Raw genomic sequence first — 15,415 nt, 5'->3', positions numbered from 1 at the left:
AGACTGGCCCGCCGACCAGATCGCCCAGGCTGCGCGGGAGTGGCATCGCACGCGGGGCCTTCTGGCTCTCTCGAAAAGATGGCGGGAGGAGGTCCGTCCGGGGGATGTCGATGGCTAGGAAGAAGCGCCGTCGCCGGACATGTTTGGATGAGATGCGCCGGAAACTGACGGAACGCCAGAGGCAACGCCGTGGCGGCGATCCTGCCGGAAAGCTCATGCTCCAGCTTCTCGGCATCCTATCGGGAGCGCTGGCGATGGTGCCGCCGATCCCGATGCCTGCCTTCGCGTTCTCCTTCGGTCCATCCCGGTCGTCGGTCCCGGCCATCGATGATGATCGCGGGCCTACGGCCTACGCAATGGAGCGCGGTATCGAGCCGCATTTTTACGCCACCAGCGTCATGCAGCCAGCGCCAGCGCCGTCTTTCCGGCGGCTTGTGAAGGACTTGGCGCGTAGCCGAAAGGCAGACCGCGCACGCGAACTTCTCGAAGCGCGGGTTCCGCCAGCCGCTATCGAGTGGCTGCGCGACATGATCGACACTGGCGACCTGTGGCAAATCCGGATGGCAGCCCAGCCTGGTTTCACTGAGGATGAAATCACGGCATCCATGCTGGCGGCGGCGCAAATGTGGGAAGCCGAACGGCAGCAGGCTGCGGGGCCACAGCCGGAAACTCCGGGCGACGATCCGGACACGACGAAAGGACTGCAATCATGAGCGACAACGTTTTTATCGGTGCCCCTAGCCTCTCCGGCTTCCTCGATCGCCTCGGCCTGCCTCCGGCATCTCGGGATCGTGTGATCGCCATCGACCGGGAGCTTGCTGAAAAGGTGGAGGGCGGCGATCCGGATGAGTGTGCAGAACTCATCCTCGAAGCGGTCGATCTGCTCGCGGATGTCAATCCGGCGGGATTCGAGTGGTCGGGATGGGATGATGACGATGATCCGGGCGATCCCGGCGACTTCGATCTCGACGGCATGGAACGGGGTGAAGAATGATCCGCGCCTTCCTGATGCTTCTGAGCCTCGGCGTTGCCGTGCCGGTCCATGCAGATACGATCTCGTCCGCCCTGACGTGGGGCGGAAAATCCGACGCGGCACACTGGTCGGCGTTCGTTCCTCCGCCTGCCAGCTTCACCGTGTCGATCGCCGGGGAGGCATCCGTCACGGCAGGGGCGGCGCTCGATCTCCGTCTGGTGGTTAATCCGATCGTCACCGGACGGCAACCGCCATCCGTCACCTATCTGTTGTTCGGGAGGCTACCTGATGGGGCTATCTTCGATGCCACGACGGGCAGGATCGGCGGGCGGGTGCTGGAAACAGGATCGCATCGGGTCTGGGTGTCGGCGACGGATTCGACCGGGGCGACGGTGAGTGCCGGAATCACCATCGTCGTGACCTGAAACGCGAAAACGGGGCCAATCGGCCCCGCTGTCCATTTTCTAAAGCTTCTGGAAGGCCGTAGGATGCCTTCCAGGCGCTCGGGTGGTGTCTTTACTCATCGACTTTCGCGGTCGCTTCCCAGTCTATGATTTCGTCCTGAAATTCAGCGCGTAGCTGCCTGACTAGCACGATGTCCTGATCGCGGAGATAGCGCCAGCAGCCGTCCGAATTCAAAGAGGTCAGGCCGGGAGGATGGTCAAGGATAAGAGCCAGCGCGGCAAGCTCTGTCGTGCTACCGGGCATCTTGCGCGGTGTGATCTCGCCGGAGAGAATTTCCTTCAGCTTCCGGCGCACAATGTCTTCAAAGTCCATTTCAGTTTCCTTTCACGATCTTGATCGATGCGCGGCGGGCCTCTATCTCTGCCGTCCGGCATGCCGTTTCAAAATCGTCTTCGATGCTCTTCCAGATAACAACCTGTTTTCCGTCGCGCATCGCAAGAACTTCGCAGGAGAAGGGAGGTTTGTTGCCGACCTTGCCAGTCACGACCATCTCAATGTCGCCATCTTTGCTGTCCCTGCCTTTGAGATAATTGGTCCAGATTGAATCAACGTCCGGTGCAATGTCCGGATCGATCTCCCATCCTTCGAATTTCACAGCGTTCATGTCGGTGTCCTTTCGGTTGCGTTGGTTGTCATGTAATGAGCGGCGTTCAGCCTGCTTACGTTCCGCATCTCTCGACTTGCGCCAGGGTCGGGAGCCGGGTGACCGGGATGGCATTGGAGCGGGACAGGTAGGGCGTGAGGTCACGCTGGTCGCAGAGCTGATCCTGAACGGCCATCAGGAAGCGGTGTGTCAGCGATGGCGACAGTGTCACGAAGCGAATACCGCGAAGGATATTGCTGGCCGTATCCACGAGATGGACCTCGATGCTCAATCGCTGCTGGTCGTTCTCGATATCAGGCAGCCACCGTGCGGATGCGGGTATGATCCTCGCATCGAAGGGGCAATCTAAGATGATCGTACCGAACTGGAAGACCCAGAGGATCAAAGGGCCTTCCACGATGATTCCGGCCTTCATGGGATCATTCCGGATCGACCTGGCCTCGGTTCTGACCAGGTTCGGCATGGCGATCTGAAGTACATTTCCGGAGTTGGTCAGGAAGTTGGCTGCCGCTCCTTCATAGGCTCGGACGGGAAGCGGGTATTGCTCACCCCGCGAAAGTTTAATAAAGCTCATCTGGACCTCCTGTTGAGCATTGATGACAGAGACAGGGTTGCCGCTTTCGAGGAGAAAATCGAGGAATTTCATATCCTTGGGGCGGATGTGCGGTTGCCCTGCGACCGCTTTGAATCCTTGTTGGAAAGGATTCGAGGGGGACCGAATCCTTGCATCGGCAAAACGAGTCCTTGGCGAATCCTTGGAAAAATATTTCACGCCGCTGTCAAAAAAGTTTCCAGAGCCCTGAGACCCCGCCTCTGAACATCGCGGGCAAGTGCCTGCCCGGAGTTCGGAATGCGGGTCCGCTGAACAAGGTGCTGCGCACCAGTCTTGCGGTGACGGACGTAGATCATCGCGATATAGAAGAGCGTCCCGATAGCATCCGTATGCATCGTCTCGACAACGATCACGTCAATCGCCAGACCGCGCACAATGGTCTTTTTCGTCTCCATCCGGGAGTCTCCTAAAGCATTGAAAACATGAGTTTTATATCAGATTTCGGGAGTCGAGCCCAGGGCGATCGGAAATCATTTCCGGCTTCCCGGAGAGAAGGCGTCCAAGGTGTTAACGTGCTTCAGGATGGCGCAACGGCTAGGCAGGGGTTGACGGCCAGCGTGGCGGCATAGGCTCTTCGTCCGCCTTGGCCAGAATGGGCATGGCGGTGCCCGCAGGGCATAAAGAGCCGCCGCGCTGGTCGTCACTGAGCGAGAAGGTTCCGCGACTATTTTTTTCCCGGTCCGCTTGCGGATCGGATCGAGACACGTGGCTCGATCCGAAGGACAAGGAAAAAATCGTCGTGGAAGAGAGCGAGGCTACCCCTGCCGGATTACATGGATGAGCGTATCGGAGACGTCAGCATAGCGACCCTGTACGGGAGACGGCGGGCATTCGCGCATGCCGAGACCGGATGAGAGCACAGCCGCAGGAGCGTCAACATAGTGCCGCCAACGGCGGGACGCGGGATCGACTGTGCCCGGCGAAGCATTCCGTCCGTCGGCTATACCTTCCGTCCTCGAACAACCCGTCCGTTGGAATCCAGGATGGGCGGTGTCAGTTTACGTTTCTTTACTGTAACCTTCGGAAGGGGCGGAGTAGTGGTTGCCGCTGCCGCGCCTAGGAAATCGAGTTCAAGAGGCGGATGAAAGGCTTCCACTACCTCTTTGAGTTTCGCCGTCGTGACTCGTTTGGCGTAGGTTTGTCCTTGGCCGCCTCCGCCTTCGTGGCCCATCACGGCATTGATATGAGACTCCTTGAGATCAGTCGATTCTAGTACAGTCCGGAAGCTGTGCCGGAAGGAGTGAAACGCGGTCTTCGAGCCGACACCCAGTTCAATTTTCAACTTCGAGAATTCGCGGCTGAATCCCGAACTGATCTTGCCCTTGTGAAGTGGCAATTCGGGGGAGAACAGATGTTCCGCGCCTCTTGCACGCTGCTGTGTCAAGAAGTCCATGAACCCATGCTGGATCAGCCAAGAATGCACGGGGATAAGCCGGGTTCCTGCCTCGGTTTTGGGGTCCCACCCGTCGCGCTTGGCGATGTTGAAGCATGGGATGCCGTCCTTTGTGATGATATCGATTCCAGGGCGCAGACGGCATATCTCTTCCAGTCTCATGCCGGAGTGCAGAGAGATGAGGGGCAGCCAGTGCAATGCGCTGGAATCCGGTGCATCACGGTATTCGCGGGATGTGAAAAGACGATGCAGGTCTTCGCGTGACCAGTCGTCGCGAGCGGATTTCTTCGATTTCGTTCCCGGAAACGAATGACCGGAAAACGGCTGAGCAGTCACAGAAACGTGCTTCTTGTAGATGAGCCATTTCCAGATGGAATTCATACCGGAAAAATGGCGCTTTGCGGTTTTCATGGTTACGCGTGGCAAGGTCTTGTCGGCCTTGGCGCGAGCCAGTTCCTTTTTCGGAGACCCCGTTGCACCCTTCCCGTGGGCCGCCGGCATCTGAAGGACAAGCTCTCGAAACTCGGCGGCTGTGTCGAAGGTGATCTTTCCAACGGGAAGGTCGCCCATCAAGGCGATGAACATCTCCACGGTTTTGAGATACTGATCCGTGGTCTCGTCACCGAGCCCCTTGTTGTAATTGTACCCGGCGATGATGTCGTTCTGCCATGCCTTGATGAACGTCGAAAGCTTCGTCATGTTCGCGGGCGATTCTGATGGCGCTACTGCGGCTACGGTCTGCACCGAGGCCACGGCAACGGTTTCCTGTCCGAAGACGGTCTCCATTCGACGATCGACATATTCGCGTAGCTGTTTCTGAAGCGCTGACGCTGTCCTTCGGAGACGGTCCCCGCTTCGAACGTCGAAATAGTCGGAATGATCCAGTGCAGCGTTTGCTTCCTGACTGAGATTATCACCATAGGAGACACCTTCGTCGGCGCTCATCTTGAGGAGCGTATCCGGTAAGGACTCATGGTACGCCCTGAGCCCGCCGGGCGACATCTCATCCACGATCTTGAGGCGCTGCTTCCATGCGCTCGTATCAAGCCATCTGCGCACGGCGACCCGGATGTCGTCATCCGTCAAAGGAAATTCATCGTCTTCTTCTTCCAGCATCCGGAATAGCTTCTCCGTAGCAATGAACAGGTGCGCGGCTCGCGCTCTGGCTGTTCTTCGCACGGTGGTCTTTAAGGACCGGTATATCTCGGTCTGCCCGAGGCGGGCTTGAAAAGGGGCGGGGACACGCCGCCGGAAGAAGAAGGAATCGGCTTCGCGCCGGAGGAAGTTCGACATCGCCAGAAGCGCCCTTTGTGGGGGTGCAGTGTGGGGGTATTCCCGGCACTGGCGACATGAAGCTAAGTTATTGAATTATAACAGGGAAAGTGGCTGGGGAACCTGGATTCGAACCAAGATCGACGGAGTCAGAGTCCGCTGTTCTACCATTGAACTATTCCCCAGCAGGGTCCGCACGTTTCCGTCCGGTGGCCGGGCTTATAAACAAATCGCCGTGGAATGCAAATAGGTTTTTCGAAAAAAAAGCGCGCTCCCGTCCCTGTGCGGGCGGGTCCAAAAACAGTTTGGAGAATGGCCCCGCCGCTGGTATGTTGTTGACAACGTAGCATTTGGTGCCAGCAGCATGCCGTTCACGGCCTTGCGCGGCGACATAGGACATAACAGTGAAAGACCCCGAAAACGGCTTCAAGCCGTCCGATGGCGGGGTGTTGGCCGCTCAGCGCGGGGAGGCGAAGCCTTCCCGGCGCCGCAAGGGCAAGCGTGGCGGGGGAAACCGCAACGCGAACCAGGCAGCCGATGCCAGACCGGATATGAAGGCCGGTCTGCCTGCTGATGCCGTCTTGGCGGAAGCGGGCGCTTCGCCTCCGCGCAAACGCAAGCGTCGCCGTCGGTCGAAATCGGCGGCAGCCGCTGCCGGAGGCGCCACGCAGGCCGGTGAAACACCCGTGTCCGCCGGTGGCGCGCCGGCCGTGCGTCCGCCTGTGCCCCCAGGTGCCGGGCCGCAGGCCCCCAAGGCGCGCCGGAAGCATCGTCCCGGTCATCATCATCAAAAGCGCGGACCGCAGGGTCGGCCGCTGGCGAACGGCCAGAATCCCGGTCAGAAGCAGGGCGCGGCCGTTGCCGGACCCACCGCGGATGCGCGTGCGGAACCGGAGCGTGCCGGCGGCGCGCGTCATGAGGACCACCGTCGCGGCCATGCCGCCGGTGACGGGGGTGCTGCTGCCCGGCAGGCATCGGGCGGGTTCGGCGATCTCTATGCGGCGCTCGACCTCGGCACGAACAATTGCCGCCTGCTGGTGGCCCAGCCGACGCGCCCCGGCCAGTTTCGCGTCATCGATGCCTTTTCGCGGATCGTGCGGCTGGGCGAGGGGCTGGGCGGCAGCGGCCGCCTCGCGCCCGAGGCGATGGACCGCGCCGTGGAGGCGCTGCGCATCTGCGCCGGCAAGCTCCAGAGCCGCCGCATCCGCCGCATGCGCCTGATCGCGACGGAAGCCTGCCGGGCCGCGGCCAATGGCGAGGATTTCCTGAAGCGCGTGACGCATGAGACCGGGCTCGATCTGGAAATCATCGACCGCGAGACGGAAGCGCGCCTGGCGGTATCCGGCTGCTCCTCGCTGGTGGAGGCGGAAGCGCGCTCGGTCGTGCTGTTCGACATCGGCGGCGGTTCGTCGGAGATCGCCATGATCCGGCTCGGGCGCAACCGCGCGGGAAGTCGCCTCGCCAATAACATCACGCACTGGACCTCGCTTCCGGTGGGCGTGGTGACGCTGTCCGAGCGCCACGGCGGACGCGACGTGACGCCCACCGTCTTCGATGCGATGGTGAGCGAGGTGGCGGGCATGCTGGACCGCTTCGACTGCCCGCCCGTGCCCGGCACGGAGGAGGGCGGCATTCCGGAGGATTTTCACCTGATCGGCACGTCGGGCACGGTCACGACGCTTGCGGGCGTCCATCTCGGCCTGGCGCGCTACGACCGCCGTCGCGTCGACGGCCTGTGGCTGTCGGATTCGGAAGTATCGGCCATGCAGGCCAAGCTTCTGTCCTGGGATTTCGAAGGGCGGGCCGCCAATCCCTGCATCGGGCCGGATCGCGCCGATCTGGTTCTGGCTGGCTGCGCCATTCTGGAAGCGATCCGCCGCCGCTGGCCGTCCCGGCGCATGCGCGTTGCCGATCGCGGCCTGCGGGAAGGGCTTTTGACCGACATGATGACGGAAGACGGCGTCTGGCGGCGCGCGGGCCACAAGCCGCGCCGCGCCGGACGCGGCAAGCACGGCCAGAAAGACGGGTGAACGGAATGGTCAAGACACCGACCGGCGGCAATCGTACCGGCCGAAAGATCGGCCAGAAGGTGAAGAAGGGCAAGCTGAAGGCGTCGTCGCGGCGCTGGATCGAGCGCCACATCAACGATCCCTATGTGCAGCGCGCGCGGCTTGAAGGCTATCGCGCCCGCGCCGCCTTCAAGCTGCTGGAGATCGACGAGAAGCACGCCATCCTCAAGGGTGCCCGCCGGATCATCGATCTGGGGGCGGCGCCCGGAAGCTGGTCGCAGATCGCCGCCAAGGTCACGGGCTCCACCGAGGAGGACATCCGCGTCGTGGGCATCGATTTTCTCGAAGTCGCGCCCATTCCCGGCGTTACCCTGCTTCAGATGGACTTTCTCGACGACGAGGCGCCGAAAAGGATCATGGAAGCCCTGGGTGGCACGCCGGACCTGGTGATTTCCGACATGGCGGCGCCGACGACCGGGCACCAGAAGACCGACCACCTGCGCACCATGCATCTTTGCGAGGTCGCCGCCTATTTCGCCGTGGAGGTTCTGGCGGAGGGCGGCCATTTTCTCGCCAAGACCTTCCAGGGTGGCACGGAACGCGACCTGCTCAACATGCTCAAGCAGAATTTCAGGCAGGTCATCCACGTCAAGCCCGGCTCGTCGCGGGCGGAATCGGTCGAGATGTTCCTGCTGGCCAAAGGGTTCAAGGGGCGCAAACCTGTCGAGGCGCAGACGCCCGGCGAGGCGTGACCCGCCGGGTCAGGCCCGGCTGCCCGCCTTGTGACCGGAGACCGACGCGCCCGCATTGCGCGGCAGCGCGAGAAGCGGCGGCAGCGCGGTGAGCGACAGGGCGGCGATCGCGAAGAAGGCGACGTGGAAGTCGCCGAGGGCCAGATGCGAGCCCGAAAAGACAGTCTGGATCTCGAGGATGGCCGCTGCCGCAGAGACGCCGAGCGCCAGGCTGATCTGCTGCGTGACGGATGCGATGGACGTGGCCTGGCTCGCCTGAGAATCCTCGATCTCCGAATAGGAGAGCGCGTTCGTGCTGGTGAAGAAGAACGAGCGGGCGAAGCCTGCCAGAAGCAGGAAGAAGAAGATCACCGCATAGGGCGTTTCCGGCGTGAAGAAGCCGTTGGCCGCGGTGGCGACGGCCGTGACCAGCGCGCCGGTGATCAACACGGTGCGGAAGCCGGCGAAGGCGAGAACCCGTCGCGCGATGAACTTCGTGGTGATGGCCCCGATGGCACCGACGAAGGTGATCATGCCCGACTGGAAGGGCGACAGCCCGAACCCGATTTGCAGCATGAGCGGCATCAGGAAGGGGATGGCGCCGCCGGCGATGCGAAACAGCGTGCCGGAGGTGATCGCGCTTCTGAACGTGCGGTTGGAAAAGATCGTCAGCGACAGGATGGGGTCCGGTGTGCGGCGGGCATGGATGACATAGGCCACGCCCGCGGCGATGCCGATCGCCACCGTCGCGATGCCGATGGCCGGCGGCAGCGCCGGAAGGCTGACGACGGACAGCCCGAAGATCACCCCGCCCGCCGCCGTGGCCGACAGGATGAAGCCGGGCGTGTCGAGCGGCGGCGGCCGCTGGGCCTCGATCTCAGGCAGGAATATGCCGGAAAGGATGTAGCCGATCACCCCGACCGGCACGTTGATCAGGAAGATCCAGTGCCAGGAGAAATAGGTGGTGATGAAGCCGCCGACGGGCGGGCCGGTCAGCGGTCCGACGAGTGCGGGAATGGTCAGGAGCGCCATCGCCGACACGAGTTCGCTGCGCTTGGTGGTGCGAAGCAGCACGAGGCGGCCGACCGGCGTCATCATCGCGCCGCCCATGCCTTGCAGGAAGCGTGAGACGACGAACTGCAACAGGCTGGACGACACGGCGCAGGCGATGGAGCCGACGACGAAGACGAGGATGGCCAGGCGGAAGACCTTCTTGGCGCCGAACCGGTCGGCCATCCAGCCGCTGACGGGTATGAAGATGGCCAGCGACACCATGTAGGCCGTCAGCGCCAGCTTCAGCGTGATCGGGCCGATGCCGAGATCCTCGGCGATCGTCGGCAGCGCCGTGGCGATCACGGTCGAATCCATCTGCTCCATGAAGAGGGCGACGGCGAGGATGAGGGGGACGATGCGGTTCATGAGCCGGGCAGACCATTCCAGAAAGACAGGAATGTCTGTAGCCTCAGTTTTGGTCTGTGCCAATTGCGCGTGGGAGATTAAGGTGCATTTGGGTGTCCATGCCTGCCTGCGATGGCGCGTGAAGGCAGGGTGTGGCGGGTTTCATCAAGTCTGCGTGAGCGTACTTTTCGTGTCGCAGCTTTGTTCTATGTTGTGCGAAACGGCAAAGGAGACAATCATGTCGGAGGATGCGATTTTCAACAGACGGCTTCTGCTCGGAGCGGGCGCGGCGGCGCTGGCGGCTCCCGCCCTTCTGGGGGCGACGCGGGCAGCGGCGCAGCAGGCCGGTGCGCAGGAGGCGCGGCCGTTCGTCTTTCCCCCGGATATTCACCGTTTCAAGGTCGGGGGCTTCGAAGTCACCGTGATCAAGGACGGCGCCCGCGAGGCCGGCGCGCCCAACGAGACCTTCGGCATCGACCAGGCGCCGGATGAGGTCGCCCGTCTGCTGACCGACAATTTCCTGCCGCCGAACACCTTCGTGAACGGGTTCTCGCCGGTTCTCGTCAATACGGGATCGGATGTCGTGCTGTTCGACACGGGGTTCGGCGAAAGCGGCCGCGAATGGGGCGGCGGCCGCCTGGTCGAAGGCATGGCGCTGGCCGGCTACCAGCCGGAAGACGTCACCGTCGTCGTTCTGACCCACCTGCACGGCGACCATATCGGCGGCATGACGGAGAACGGCGAGGCCACCTTCCCGAATGCGCGTTATGTCACCGGCCAGGTCGAATACGATTTCTGGGTCAACCCCGAACGGGTCGGCACGCCGGCCGAAGCCGGCCATCAGGGCGTGCTGGCCAAGGTGCAGCCCTTCGCCGAGAAGTTCACCTTCCTTGACGACGGCGGCGAGGTGGTGTCCGGCATCGGCGCGATGGCGGCGTTCGGCCACTCGCCCGGCCACATGATCTATCGCCTCGAATCGGACGGCAAGCAGCTCATCCTGACGGCCGATACAGCCAACCACTACGTCCTTTCCCTGCAACGGCCGGACTGGGAGGTGCGTTTCGACATGGACAAGGCTGCGGCCGCCGAAACCCGCAAGAAGGTGTTCGACATGATCGCCACCGACCGGCTGGCCTTCCTCGGGTACCACATGCCGTTCCCCGCCGCAGGTTACGTGGAAAAGCAGGACACGGGCTATCGCTTCATCGCCAAGTCCTACCAGTTCGACGTCTGAGCCGTTTCTCAGGCGACAGAGTACCGGCATCATCCCCGCTCTCCGGGCCGGGGATGATCATGTCGCGGCCGTCCGTGTGCGTGGTCAAACCATGACACGGCTGTGAAATTGTACCGGAGTGCAAGATTTTGCCGGCCCCGGCTGTTCCCATCTTCGCAAAAGCGTGGTAGCAGCCCTCGTCAACTTCCTATTCGCGAAGATCTCTTCCGGCCTCCCTCCGCCGGACGAATTTCTATTTACTCAAGGAACTTGGCATGGCCCGCATCCTGCAAACCGCAACCGGCGCTGAAGCGCTGACCTTCGATGACGTTCTGCTCCAGCCCGGCCACTCGGAAGTCATGCCGGGGCAGGTCAACATCGCAACGCGCATCGCCCGCGACATCGATCTCAACCTGCCGATCATCTCGTCCGCGATGGACACGGTGACGGAAAGCCGTCTTGCGATCGCGATGGCCCAGGCCGGCGGCATCGGCGTCATCCACCGCAATCTCACGCCGGCCGAGCAGGCGGAGGAAGTCCGCCAGGTCAAGAAGTTCGAAAGCGGCATGGTCGTCAATCCGGTCACGATCGGCCCGGACGCGAAGCTTTCCGAGGCCCTGGCGCTGATGAAGGCACACGGCATCTCCGGCATCCCGGTTGTCGAGAACGGCGGCTCCGGCGGCCACAAGACCGGCCGTCTCGTCGGTATCCTGACGAACCGAGACGTCCGCTTCGCCTCCGACCCGGACCAGAAGGTCTACGAACTCATGACCCGCGAGAACCTCGTGACGGTCAAGGAAAACGTCGAGCAGACGGAGGCCCGCCGCCTCCTGCACAAGCACCGCATCGAAAAGCTGCTGGTCGTCGACGGCGACGGCCATTGCGTCGGCCTCGTCACCGTCAAGGACATGGAGAAGTCGCAGCTCAACCCCAACGCTACGAAGGATGCCCAGGGCCGCCTGCGCGCCGCCGCCGCCATCTCGGTGGGCGCCGATGCCGTCGAGCGCGCCGAGCGCCTGATCGACGCGGGCGTGGATATTCTGGTGGTCGATACCGCCCACGGCCACTCGCAGCGCGTGCTCGATGCCGTCGCCCATGTGAAGAAGATGTCGAATTCCGTTCGCATCATCGCCGGCAATGTCGCGACCGCCGACGGCACGAAGGCGCTCATCGATGCCGGTGCGGATGCGGTCAAGGTCGGGATCGGCCCGGGCTCGATCTGCACCACCCGCATCGTCGCCGGCGTCGGCGTTCCGCAGCTTGCTGCCGTCATGGCCTCCGTCGAAGCCGCGGCTGAGGCCGATATTCCGGTGATCGCGGATGGCGGCATCAAGTTCTCCGGCGATCTCGCCAAGGCGATCGCCGCCGGCGCTTCCGCCGTCATGATCGGCTCGCTGCTGGCCGGAACGGACGAAAGCCCGGGCGAGGTCTTCCTCTACCAGGGCCGTTCCTTCAAGGCCTATCGCGGCATGGGCTCGGTCGGCGCGATGGCGCGCGGCTCGGCGGACCGCTATTTCCAGGCCGAGGTGCGCGATACGCTGAAGCTGGTTCCGGAGGGTATCGAGGGGCAGGTGCCCTACAAGGGCCCGGTGGCCGGCGTGCTGCACCAGCTCGGCGGCGGTCTGCGCGCGGCGATGGGCTATGTCGGCGGTGCGACGATCAAGGACTTCCAGGAGCGCGCCACCTTCGTGCGCATCTCCGGCGCGGGCCTGCGCGAAAGCCATGCCCACGACGTGACGATTACCCGCGAAAGCCCCAACTATCCGGGGGCGGTCTAAGGGTGGCTGCGGGCGGCATGCAACAGGTCGACCGCGTGATCCTGCTGACGGGGGCGGCATCCGCCGCCCTGTTCGGCTGGATGCATTTCGCCTTTCGCCGGCCGCTCGAGGCCCTTCTGCCGAATGCCGACCTGCCGGATCTCGCCGTCGGCGACCATGCCCGCGAGAGCGTGGCGGCCTTCTTCCGCGCGCTCGAGGGCAGTTCGCAGGCCGCGGCCCTGTTCCACAACATGCTGCTGGGTCCGGAACTGTATTTCCCGCTGGTTTTCGCGGCGTTCCTGTTTCTCTTCCTGCTGCGCGTGTCGGAGGGCGCACAGATGTTCAGCCGCCCCGTCACCGGGCCGCTGAAGGCCATCGTGCTCGCCCAGCCGTTGACCTATGTGCTGGCCGATTATGCTGAAAACGCTGCCTTTTTCGCGCTGCTGCAAAGCCCGGAACCGTCCGGATGGCTGCTCGATCTCGCGCCGTGGCTCACCGCCTTCAAATTCGTCGGCGTGTCGCTGGCGGCGGTCTTCCTGCTGCGCTTCACATTGCTGAAACGCTTGCAGCCAAAGGCGTAACTATATAACTTTACTTTCCGAGTCAAGTTTTTGACTCCACGCCTGTCGCGTTTTCGATACAGATCGGCATCACAAATTCCGTGGGTTTGATCCAGGCCCTTGGCCGCGCGTTGCGCGACTGTCTTCCTGTCATGTGGTTGATCCGCCGTAGGCGGAGCGTACCGCCAACTCTGGAAGTTTTACGGGAGAAAACTCATGGCAAAAACGATGAAGGCCGCCGTCGTGCGGGAATTCGGCAAGCCACTGACCATCGAGGAGGTTCCGATTCCGGATCCGGGTCCGGGTGAGATTCTGATCAACTACAAGGCGACGGGCATATGCCACACAGACCTGCACGCCGCCACCGGCGATTGGCCGGTCAAGCCCAATCCGCCCTTCATTCCGGGCCATGAGGGCGTCGGCTACGTCGCCAAGATCGGCGCCGGGGTCAAGGGCATCAAGGAAGGCGACCGCGCCGGCACGCCTTGGCTCTACACGGCTTGCGGTTGCTGCGTTCCGTGCCGCACCGGCTGGGAAACCCTGTGCCCGGACCAGAAGAACGCCGGTTACTCGGTCAACGGTTCCTTCGCCGAATACGGGCTGGCCGATCCGAAATTCGTCGGCCGCTTGCCGGACAATCTGGAGTTCGGCCCCGCCGCCCCGGTGCTGTGCGCCGGCGTGACGGTCTACAAGGGCCTGAAGGAAACGGAAGTGCGGCCCGGTGAGTGGGTGGTGATTTCCGGCGTCGGCGGTCTCGGCCACATGGCCGTGCAGTATGCCAAGGCGATGGGCATGAATGTCGTCGCTGCCGATATCTTCGACGAAAAGCTCGAACTGGCGAAGAAGCTCGGCGCCGACGTCACCGTCAACGGTCGCGACCCGGATGCCATCGAGCAGGTGCAGAAGGCGACAGGCGGCACGCATGGCGCCCTCGTCACGGCCGTGTCCCCCAAGGCGATGGAGCAGGCCTATGGCTTCCTGCGCTCCAAGGGCACGATGGTGCTGAACGGCCTCCCCCCGGGCTTCGTGGCCCTGCCGGTTTTCGAAACGGTGCTGAAGCGCATCACGGTGCGCGGCTCCATCGTCGGCACCCGGCAGGATCTGGAGGAAGCGCTCACCTTCGCCGGCGACGGCAAGGTGGCGGCCCACTTCTCCTGGGACAAGCTGGAAAACATCAACGACATCTTCCACCGCATGGAGGAAGGCAAGATCGACGGCCGTATCGTGGTCGATCTCGCCGCCTGATCGACGGTTCGTTGTTGAACGGAAAAAGGCCCGCGCGGGAAACCGCGCGGGCCTCTGTGTATCTGCAAACCCTCTCCCCGGTTGCCCTCGGGCTCGACCCGGGGACCGCCCATGCCGAAAGAGAGCGACACCTCCCTCGTCGGCAGTCTGCGGTCCGCGCAGGGTCGCCCGTCTTTACCAGCCCGGCATCAGGTGGCCGGGGCGGTGGCGCGGCGGGCGTGGCGTGAAACTGCGCACGTCGCCGTCCAGATCGTCGGGAACCGCGGCCTGGCCGATCGAGATATTGTCGAGGCAGGCGGTGATGTGGTCGGTGATCGCGTTCATCAGCGAGGCGGAGAGGCCGGGGCGCTTCATCAGGCCGATCTGCACCGGCGGCAGCGGCGGGAAGCCGTCGGCCGAAGTCAGCACCTTCATGCCGGGGCGCAGGGCCGATTCCGGCAGGACGGAAACCGCCATGCCGGCCAGAACCGCCGCGGTGACGACGGTGGACGACCAGCTCGTGAAGAGAATCTGGTAGTCGCGGCCGTCCGCGTCGAGCGCCGAGCAGGCAAGCTGCCGCCAGCAGCAATCGCGCCGGCCCACGGCCAGCGGCACCGGCGCGTTTTCGCGCAGCGGATGGTTGGCGGACGTGACCCAGCACAGGGGTTCGGTGCGCACCACGTCCGATTGCCGTTCGCGCGGATTGTGCGTTACGAGCGCGATATCGAGTTCGCCGCGCTGCATTTTCTCCGTCAGGCTCGTCGAGGGCTCGCAGACGATATAAAGCTCGACATTCGGATGCGTCTTGGCGAAACGGCCTATGATTTCAGGCATGTAGCGGTCGGCGTAATCGTCGGGCGTGCCGATGCGCAGCGTGCCCTCCAGACGGTTGTCGTCGAAGGCGGCGATGGCCTCGTTGTTCAGGCGGATGATGCGGCGGGCATAGTTCAGCAGCTTCTCGCCTTCGGCGGTCAGGCGGTTGCCGCGCCCGTCCTTGGCGAAAAGCTGTTTGCCGATGCGTTCCTCAAGCCGCCTCATCTGCATGGAAACGGCGGATTGCGTCTTGAAGATCCGGTCGGCCGCCCGGGTGAAGCTGCCCGTATCGGCGATGGCGATGAAGGTGTGCAACTGGTCGATGTCGAGGGGTGCGGCCACGGAAACCATCCATAAAAATAGTTGATGATACATATTAAAAACATTCGA

Annotated in this window: 16 protein-coding genes and 1 tRNA gene; 9 read left to right on the top strand and 8 right to left on the bottom strand. The window is 63.1% G+C overall.

Annotation, left to right across the window (positions count from 1 at the left end; all coding sequences use genetic code 11):
* Window positions 1-215 precede the first annotated feature (215 nt).
* From NOF55_RS16475 to NOF55_RS16465, 3 genes are read left to right on the top strand one after another with little or no spacing between them, the layout of a single operon-like run.
* Window positions 216-713, top strand: a complete 498-nt coding sequence (locus NOF55_RS16475; protein ID WP_306409998.1) for a hypothetical protein — start codon at window positions 216-218, stop codon at window positions 711-713.
* A complete protein-coding gene (locus NOF55_RS16470; protein ID WP_306409999.1) occupies window positions 710-994 on the top strand; it encodes a hypothetical protein in 285 nt (94 codons plus the stop codon). Before NOF55_RS16475 ends, NOF55_RS16470 begins: the two co-directional genes overlap by 4 nt.
* A complete protein-coding gene (locus tag NOF55_RS16465; protein WP_306410000.1) occupies window positions 991-1,398 on the top strand; it encodes an Ig domain-containing protein in 408 nt (135 codons plus the stop codon). The genes NOF55_RS16470 and NOF55_RS16465 overlap by 4 nt, the downstream gene beginning before the upstream one ends.
* Window positions 1,399-1,489: 91 nt before the next feature.
* Here the strand turns inward: NOF55_RS16465 and NOF55_RS16460 are convergent, their stop codons facing one another.
* From NOF55_RS16460 to NOF55_RS16435, 6 genes are all read right to left on the bottom strand, one after another.
* A complete protein-coding gene (locus NOF55_RS16460; protein WP_306410001.1) occupies window positions 1,490-1,750 on the bottom strand; it encodes a hypothetical protein in 261 nt (86 codons plus the stop codon).
* Window position 1,751: 1 nt separating this feature from the next.
* Window positions 1,752-2,042 (bottom strand): hypothetical protein, encoded by a 291-nt coding sequence (locus NOF55_RS16455; RefSeq protein WP_306410002.1) that lies wholly within the window; start codon window positions 2,040-2,042, stop codon window positions 1,752-1,754.
* A gap of 55 nt (window positions 2,043-2,097) precedes the next feature.
* On the bottom strand, window positions 2,098-2,814 hold the full coding sequence (locus NOF55_RS16450) for a hypothetical protein (protein ID WP_306410003.1): 717 nt from the start codon (window positions 2,812-2,814) through the stop codon (window positions 2,098-2,100).
* On the bottom strand, window positions 2,811-3,050 hold the full coding sequence (locus NOF55_RS16445; RefSeq protein ID WP_306410004.1) for a hypothetical protein: 240 nt from the start codon (window positions 3,048-3,050) through the stop codon (window positions 2,811-2,813). Before NOF55_RS16445 ends, NOF55_RS16450 begins: the two co-directional genes overlap by 4 nt.
* 545 nt (window positions 3,051-3,595) lie before the next feature.
* Window positions 3,596-5,341, bottom strand: a complete 1,746-nt coding sequence (locus NOF55_RS16440) for a site-specific integrase (RefSeq protein WP_306410005.1) — start codon at window positions 5,339-5,341, stop codon at window positions 3,596-3,598.
* A 90-nt stretch (window positions 5,342-5,431) separates the two neighbouring features.
* Window positions 5,432-5,505: transfer RNA gene (locus NOF55_RS16435), tRNA-Gln, on the bottom strand.
* 219 nt (window positions 5,506-5,724) lie between these two features.
* Between NOF55_RS16435 and NOF55_RS16430 the strand changes: the two genes are divergently transcribed.
* Together NOF55_RS16430 and NOF55_RS16425 are read left to right on the top strand one after the other, a co-directional pair.
* Entirely contained in the window at window positions 5,725-7,350 is a 1,626-nt protein-coding gene (locus NOF55_RS16430; RefSeq protein ID WP_306410006.1) for a Ppx/GppA phosphatase family protein, read from the top strand.
* 5 nt (window positions 7,351-7,355) lie between these two features.
* Window positions 7,356-8,081: an RlmE family RNA methyltransferase gene (locus tag NOF55_RS16425; RefSeq protein ID WP_306410007.1), complete on the top strand. Its 726-nt coding sequence runs from the start codon at window positions 7,356-7,358 to the stop codon at window positions 8,079-8,081.
* Window positions 8,082-8,090: 9 nt separating this feature from the next.
* Here the strand turns inward: NOF55_RS16425 and NOF55_RS16420 are convergent, their stop codons facing one another.
* Window positions 8,091-9,479, bottom strand: a complete 1,389-nt coding sequence (locus tag NOF55_RS16420) for a DHA2 family efflux MFS transporter permease subunit (RefSeq protein WP_306410008.1) — start codon at window positions 9,477-9,479, stop codon at window positions 8,091-8,093.
* Between the two features lie 217 nt (window positions 9,480-9,696).
* Between NOF55_RS16420 and NOF55_RS16415 the strand changes: the two genes are divergently transcribed.
* The 4 genes from NOF55_RS16415 (at window position 9,697) to adhP (ending at window position 14,233) form a co-directional block, all read left to right on the top strand.
* Window positions 9,697-10,692, top strand: a complete 996-nt coding sequence (locus NOF55_RS16415; RefSeq protein WP_306410009.1) for an MBL fold metallo-hydrolase — start codon at window positions 9,697-9,699, stop codon at window positions 10,690-10,692.
* Between the two features lie 254 nt (window positions 10,693-10,946).
* Entirely contained in the window at window positions 10,947-12,449 is a 1,503-nt protein-coding gene (gene guaB / locus NOF55_RS16410; protein WP_306410010.1) for an IMP dehydrogenase, read from the top strand.
* A gap of 17 nt (window positions 12,450-12,466) precedes the next feature.
* The gene (locus tag NOF55_RS16405; protein WP_306410011.1) at window positions 12,467-13,009 is read left to right on the top strand and encodes a hypothetical protein; all 543 of its coding nucleotides are present in this window, start codon (window positions 12,467-12,469) and stop codon (window positions 13,007-13,009) included.
* A 195-nt stretch (window positions 13,010-13,204) separates the two neighbouring features.
* Window positions 13,205-14,233 (top strand): alcohol dehydrogenase AdhP, encoded by a 1,029-nt coding sequence (gene adhP / locus NOF55_RS16400; protein WP_306410012.1) that lies wholly within the window; start codon window positions 13,205-13,207, stop codon window positions 14,231-14,233.
* A gap of 174 nt (window positions 14,234-14,407) precedes the next feature.
* Here the strand turns inward: adhP and NOF55_RS16395 are convergent, their stop codons facing one another.
* A complete protein-coding gene (locus NOF55_RS16395) occupies window positions 14,408-15,367 on the bottom strand; it encodes a LysR substrate-binding domain-containing protein (RefSeq protein ID WP_306410013.1) in 960 nt (319 codons plus the stop codon).
* Window positions 15,368-15,415: the final 48 nt, after the last annotated feature.

Source organism: Ectorhizobium quercum, assembly GCF_026552795.1.
In the GTDB taxonomy this organism is placed as follows: Bacteria; Pseudomonadota; Alphaproteobacteria; order Rhizobiales; family Rhizobiaceae; genus Ectorhizobium; species Ectorhizobium quercum.
The sequence above is the reverse complement of the archived record's forward strand: the minus strand, read 5'-3'. Positions and strand labels throughout refer to the sequence as shown.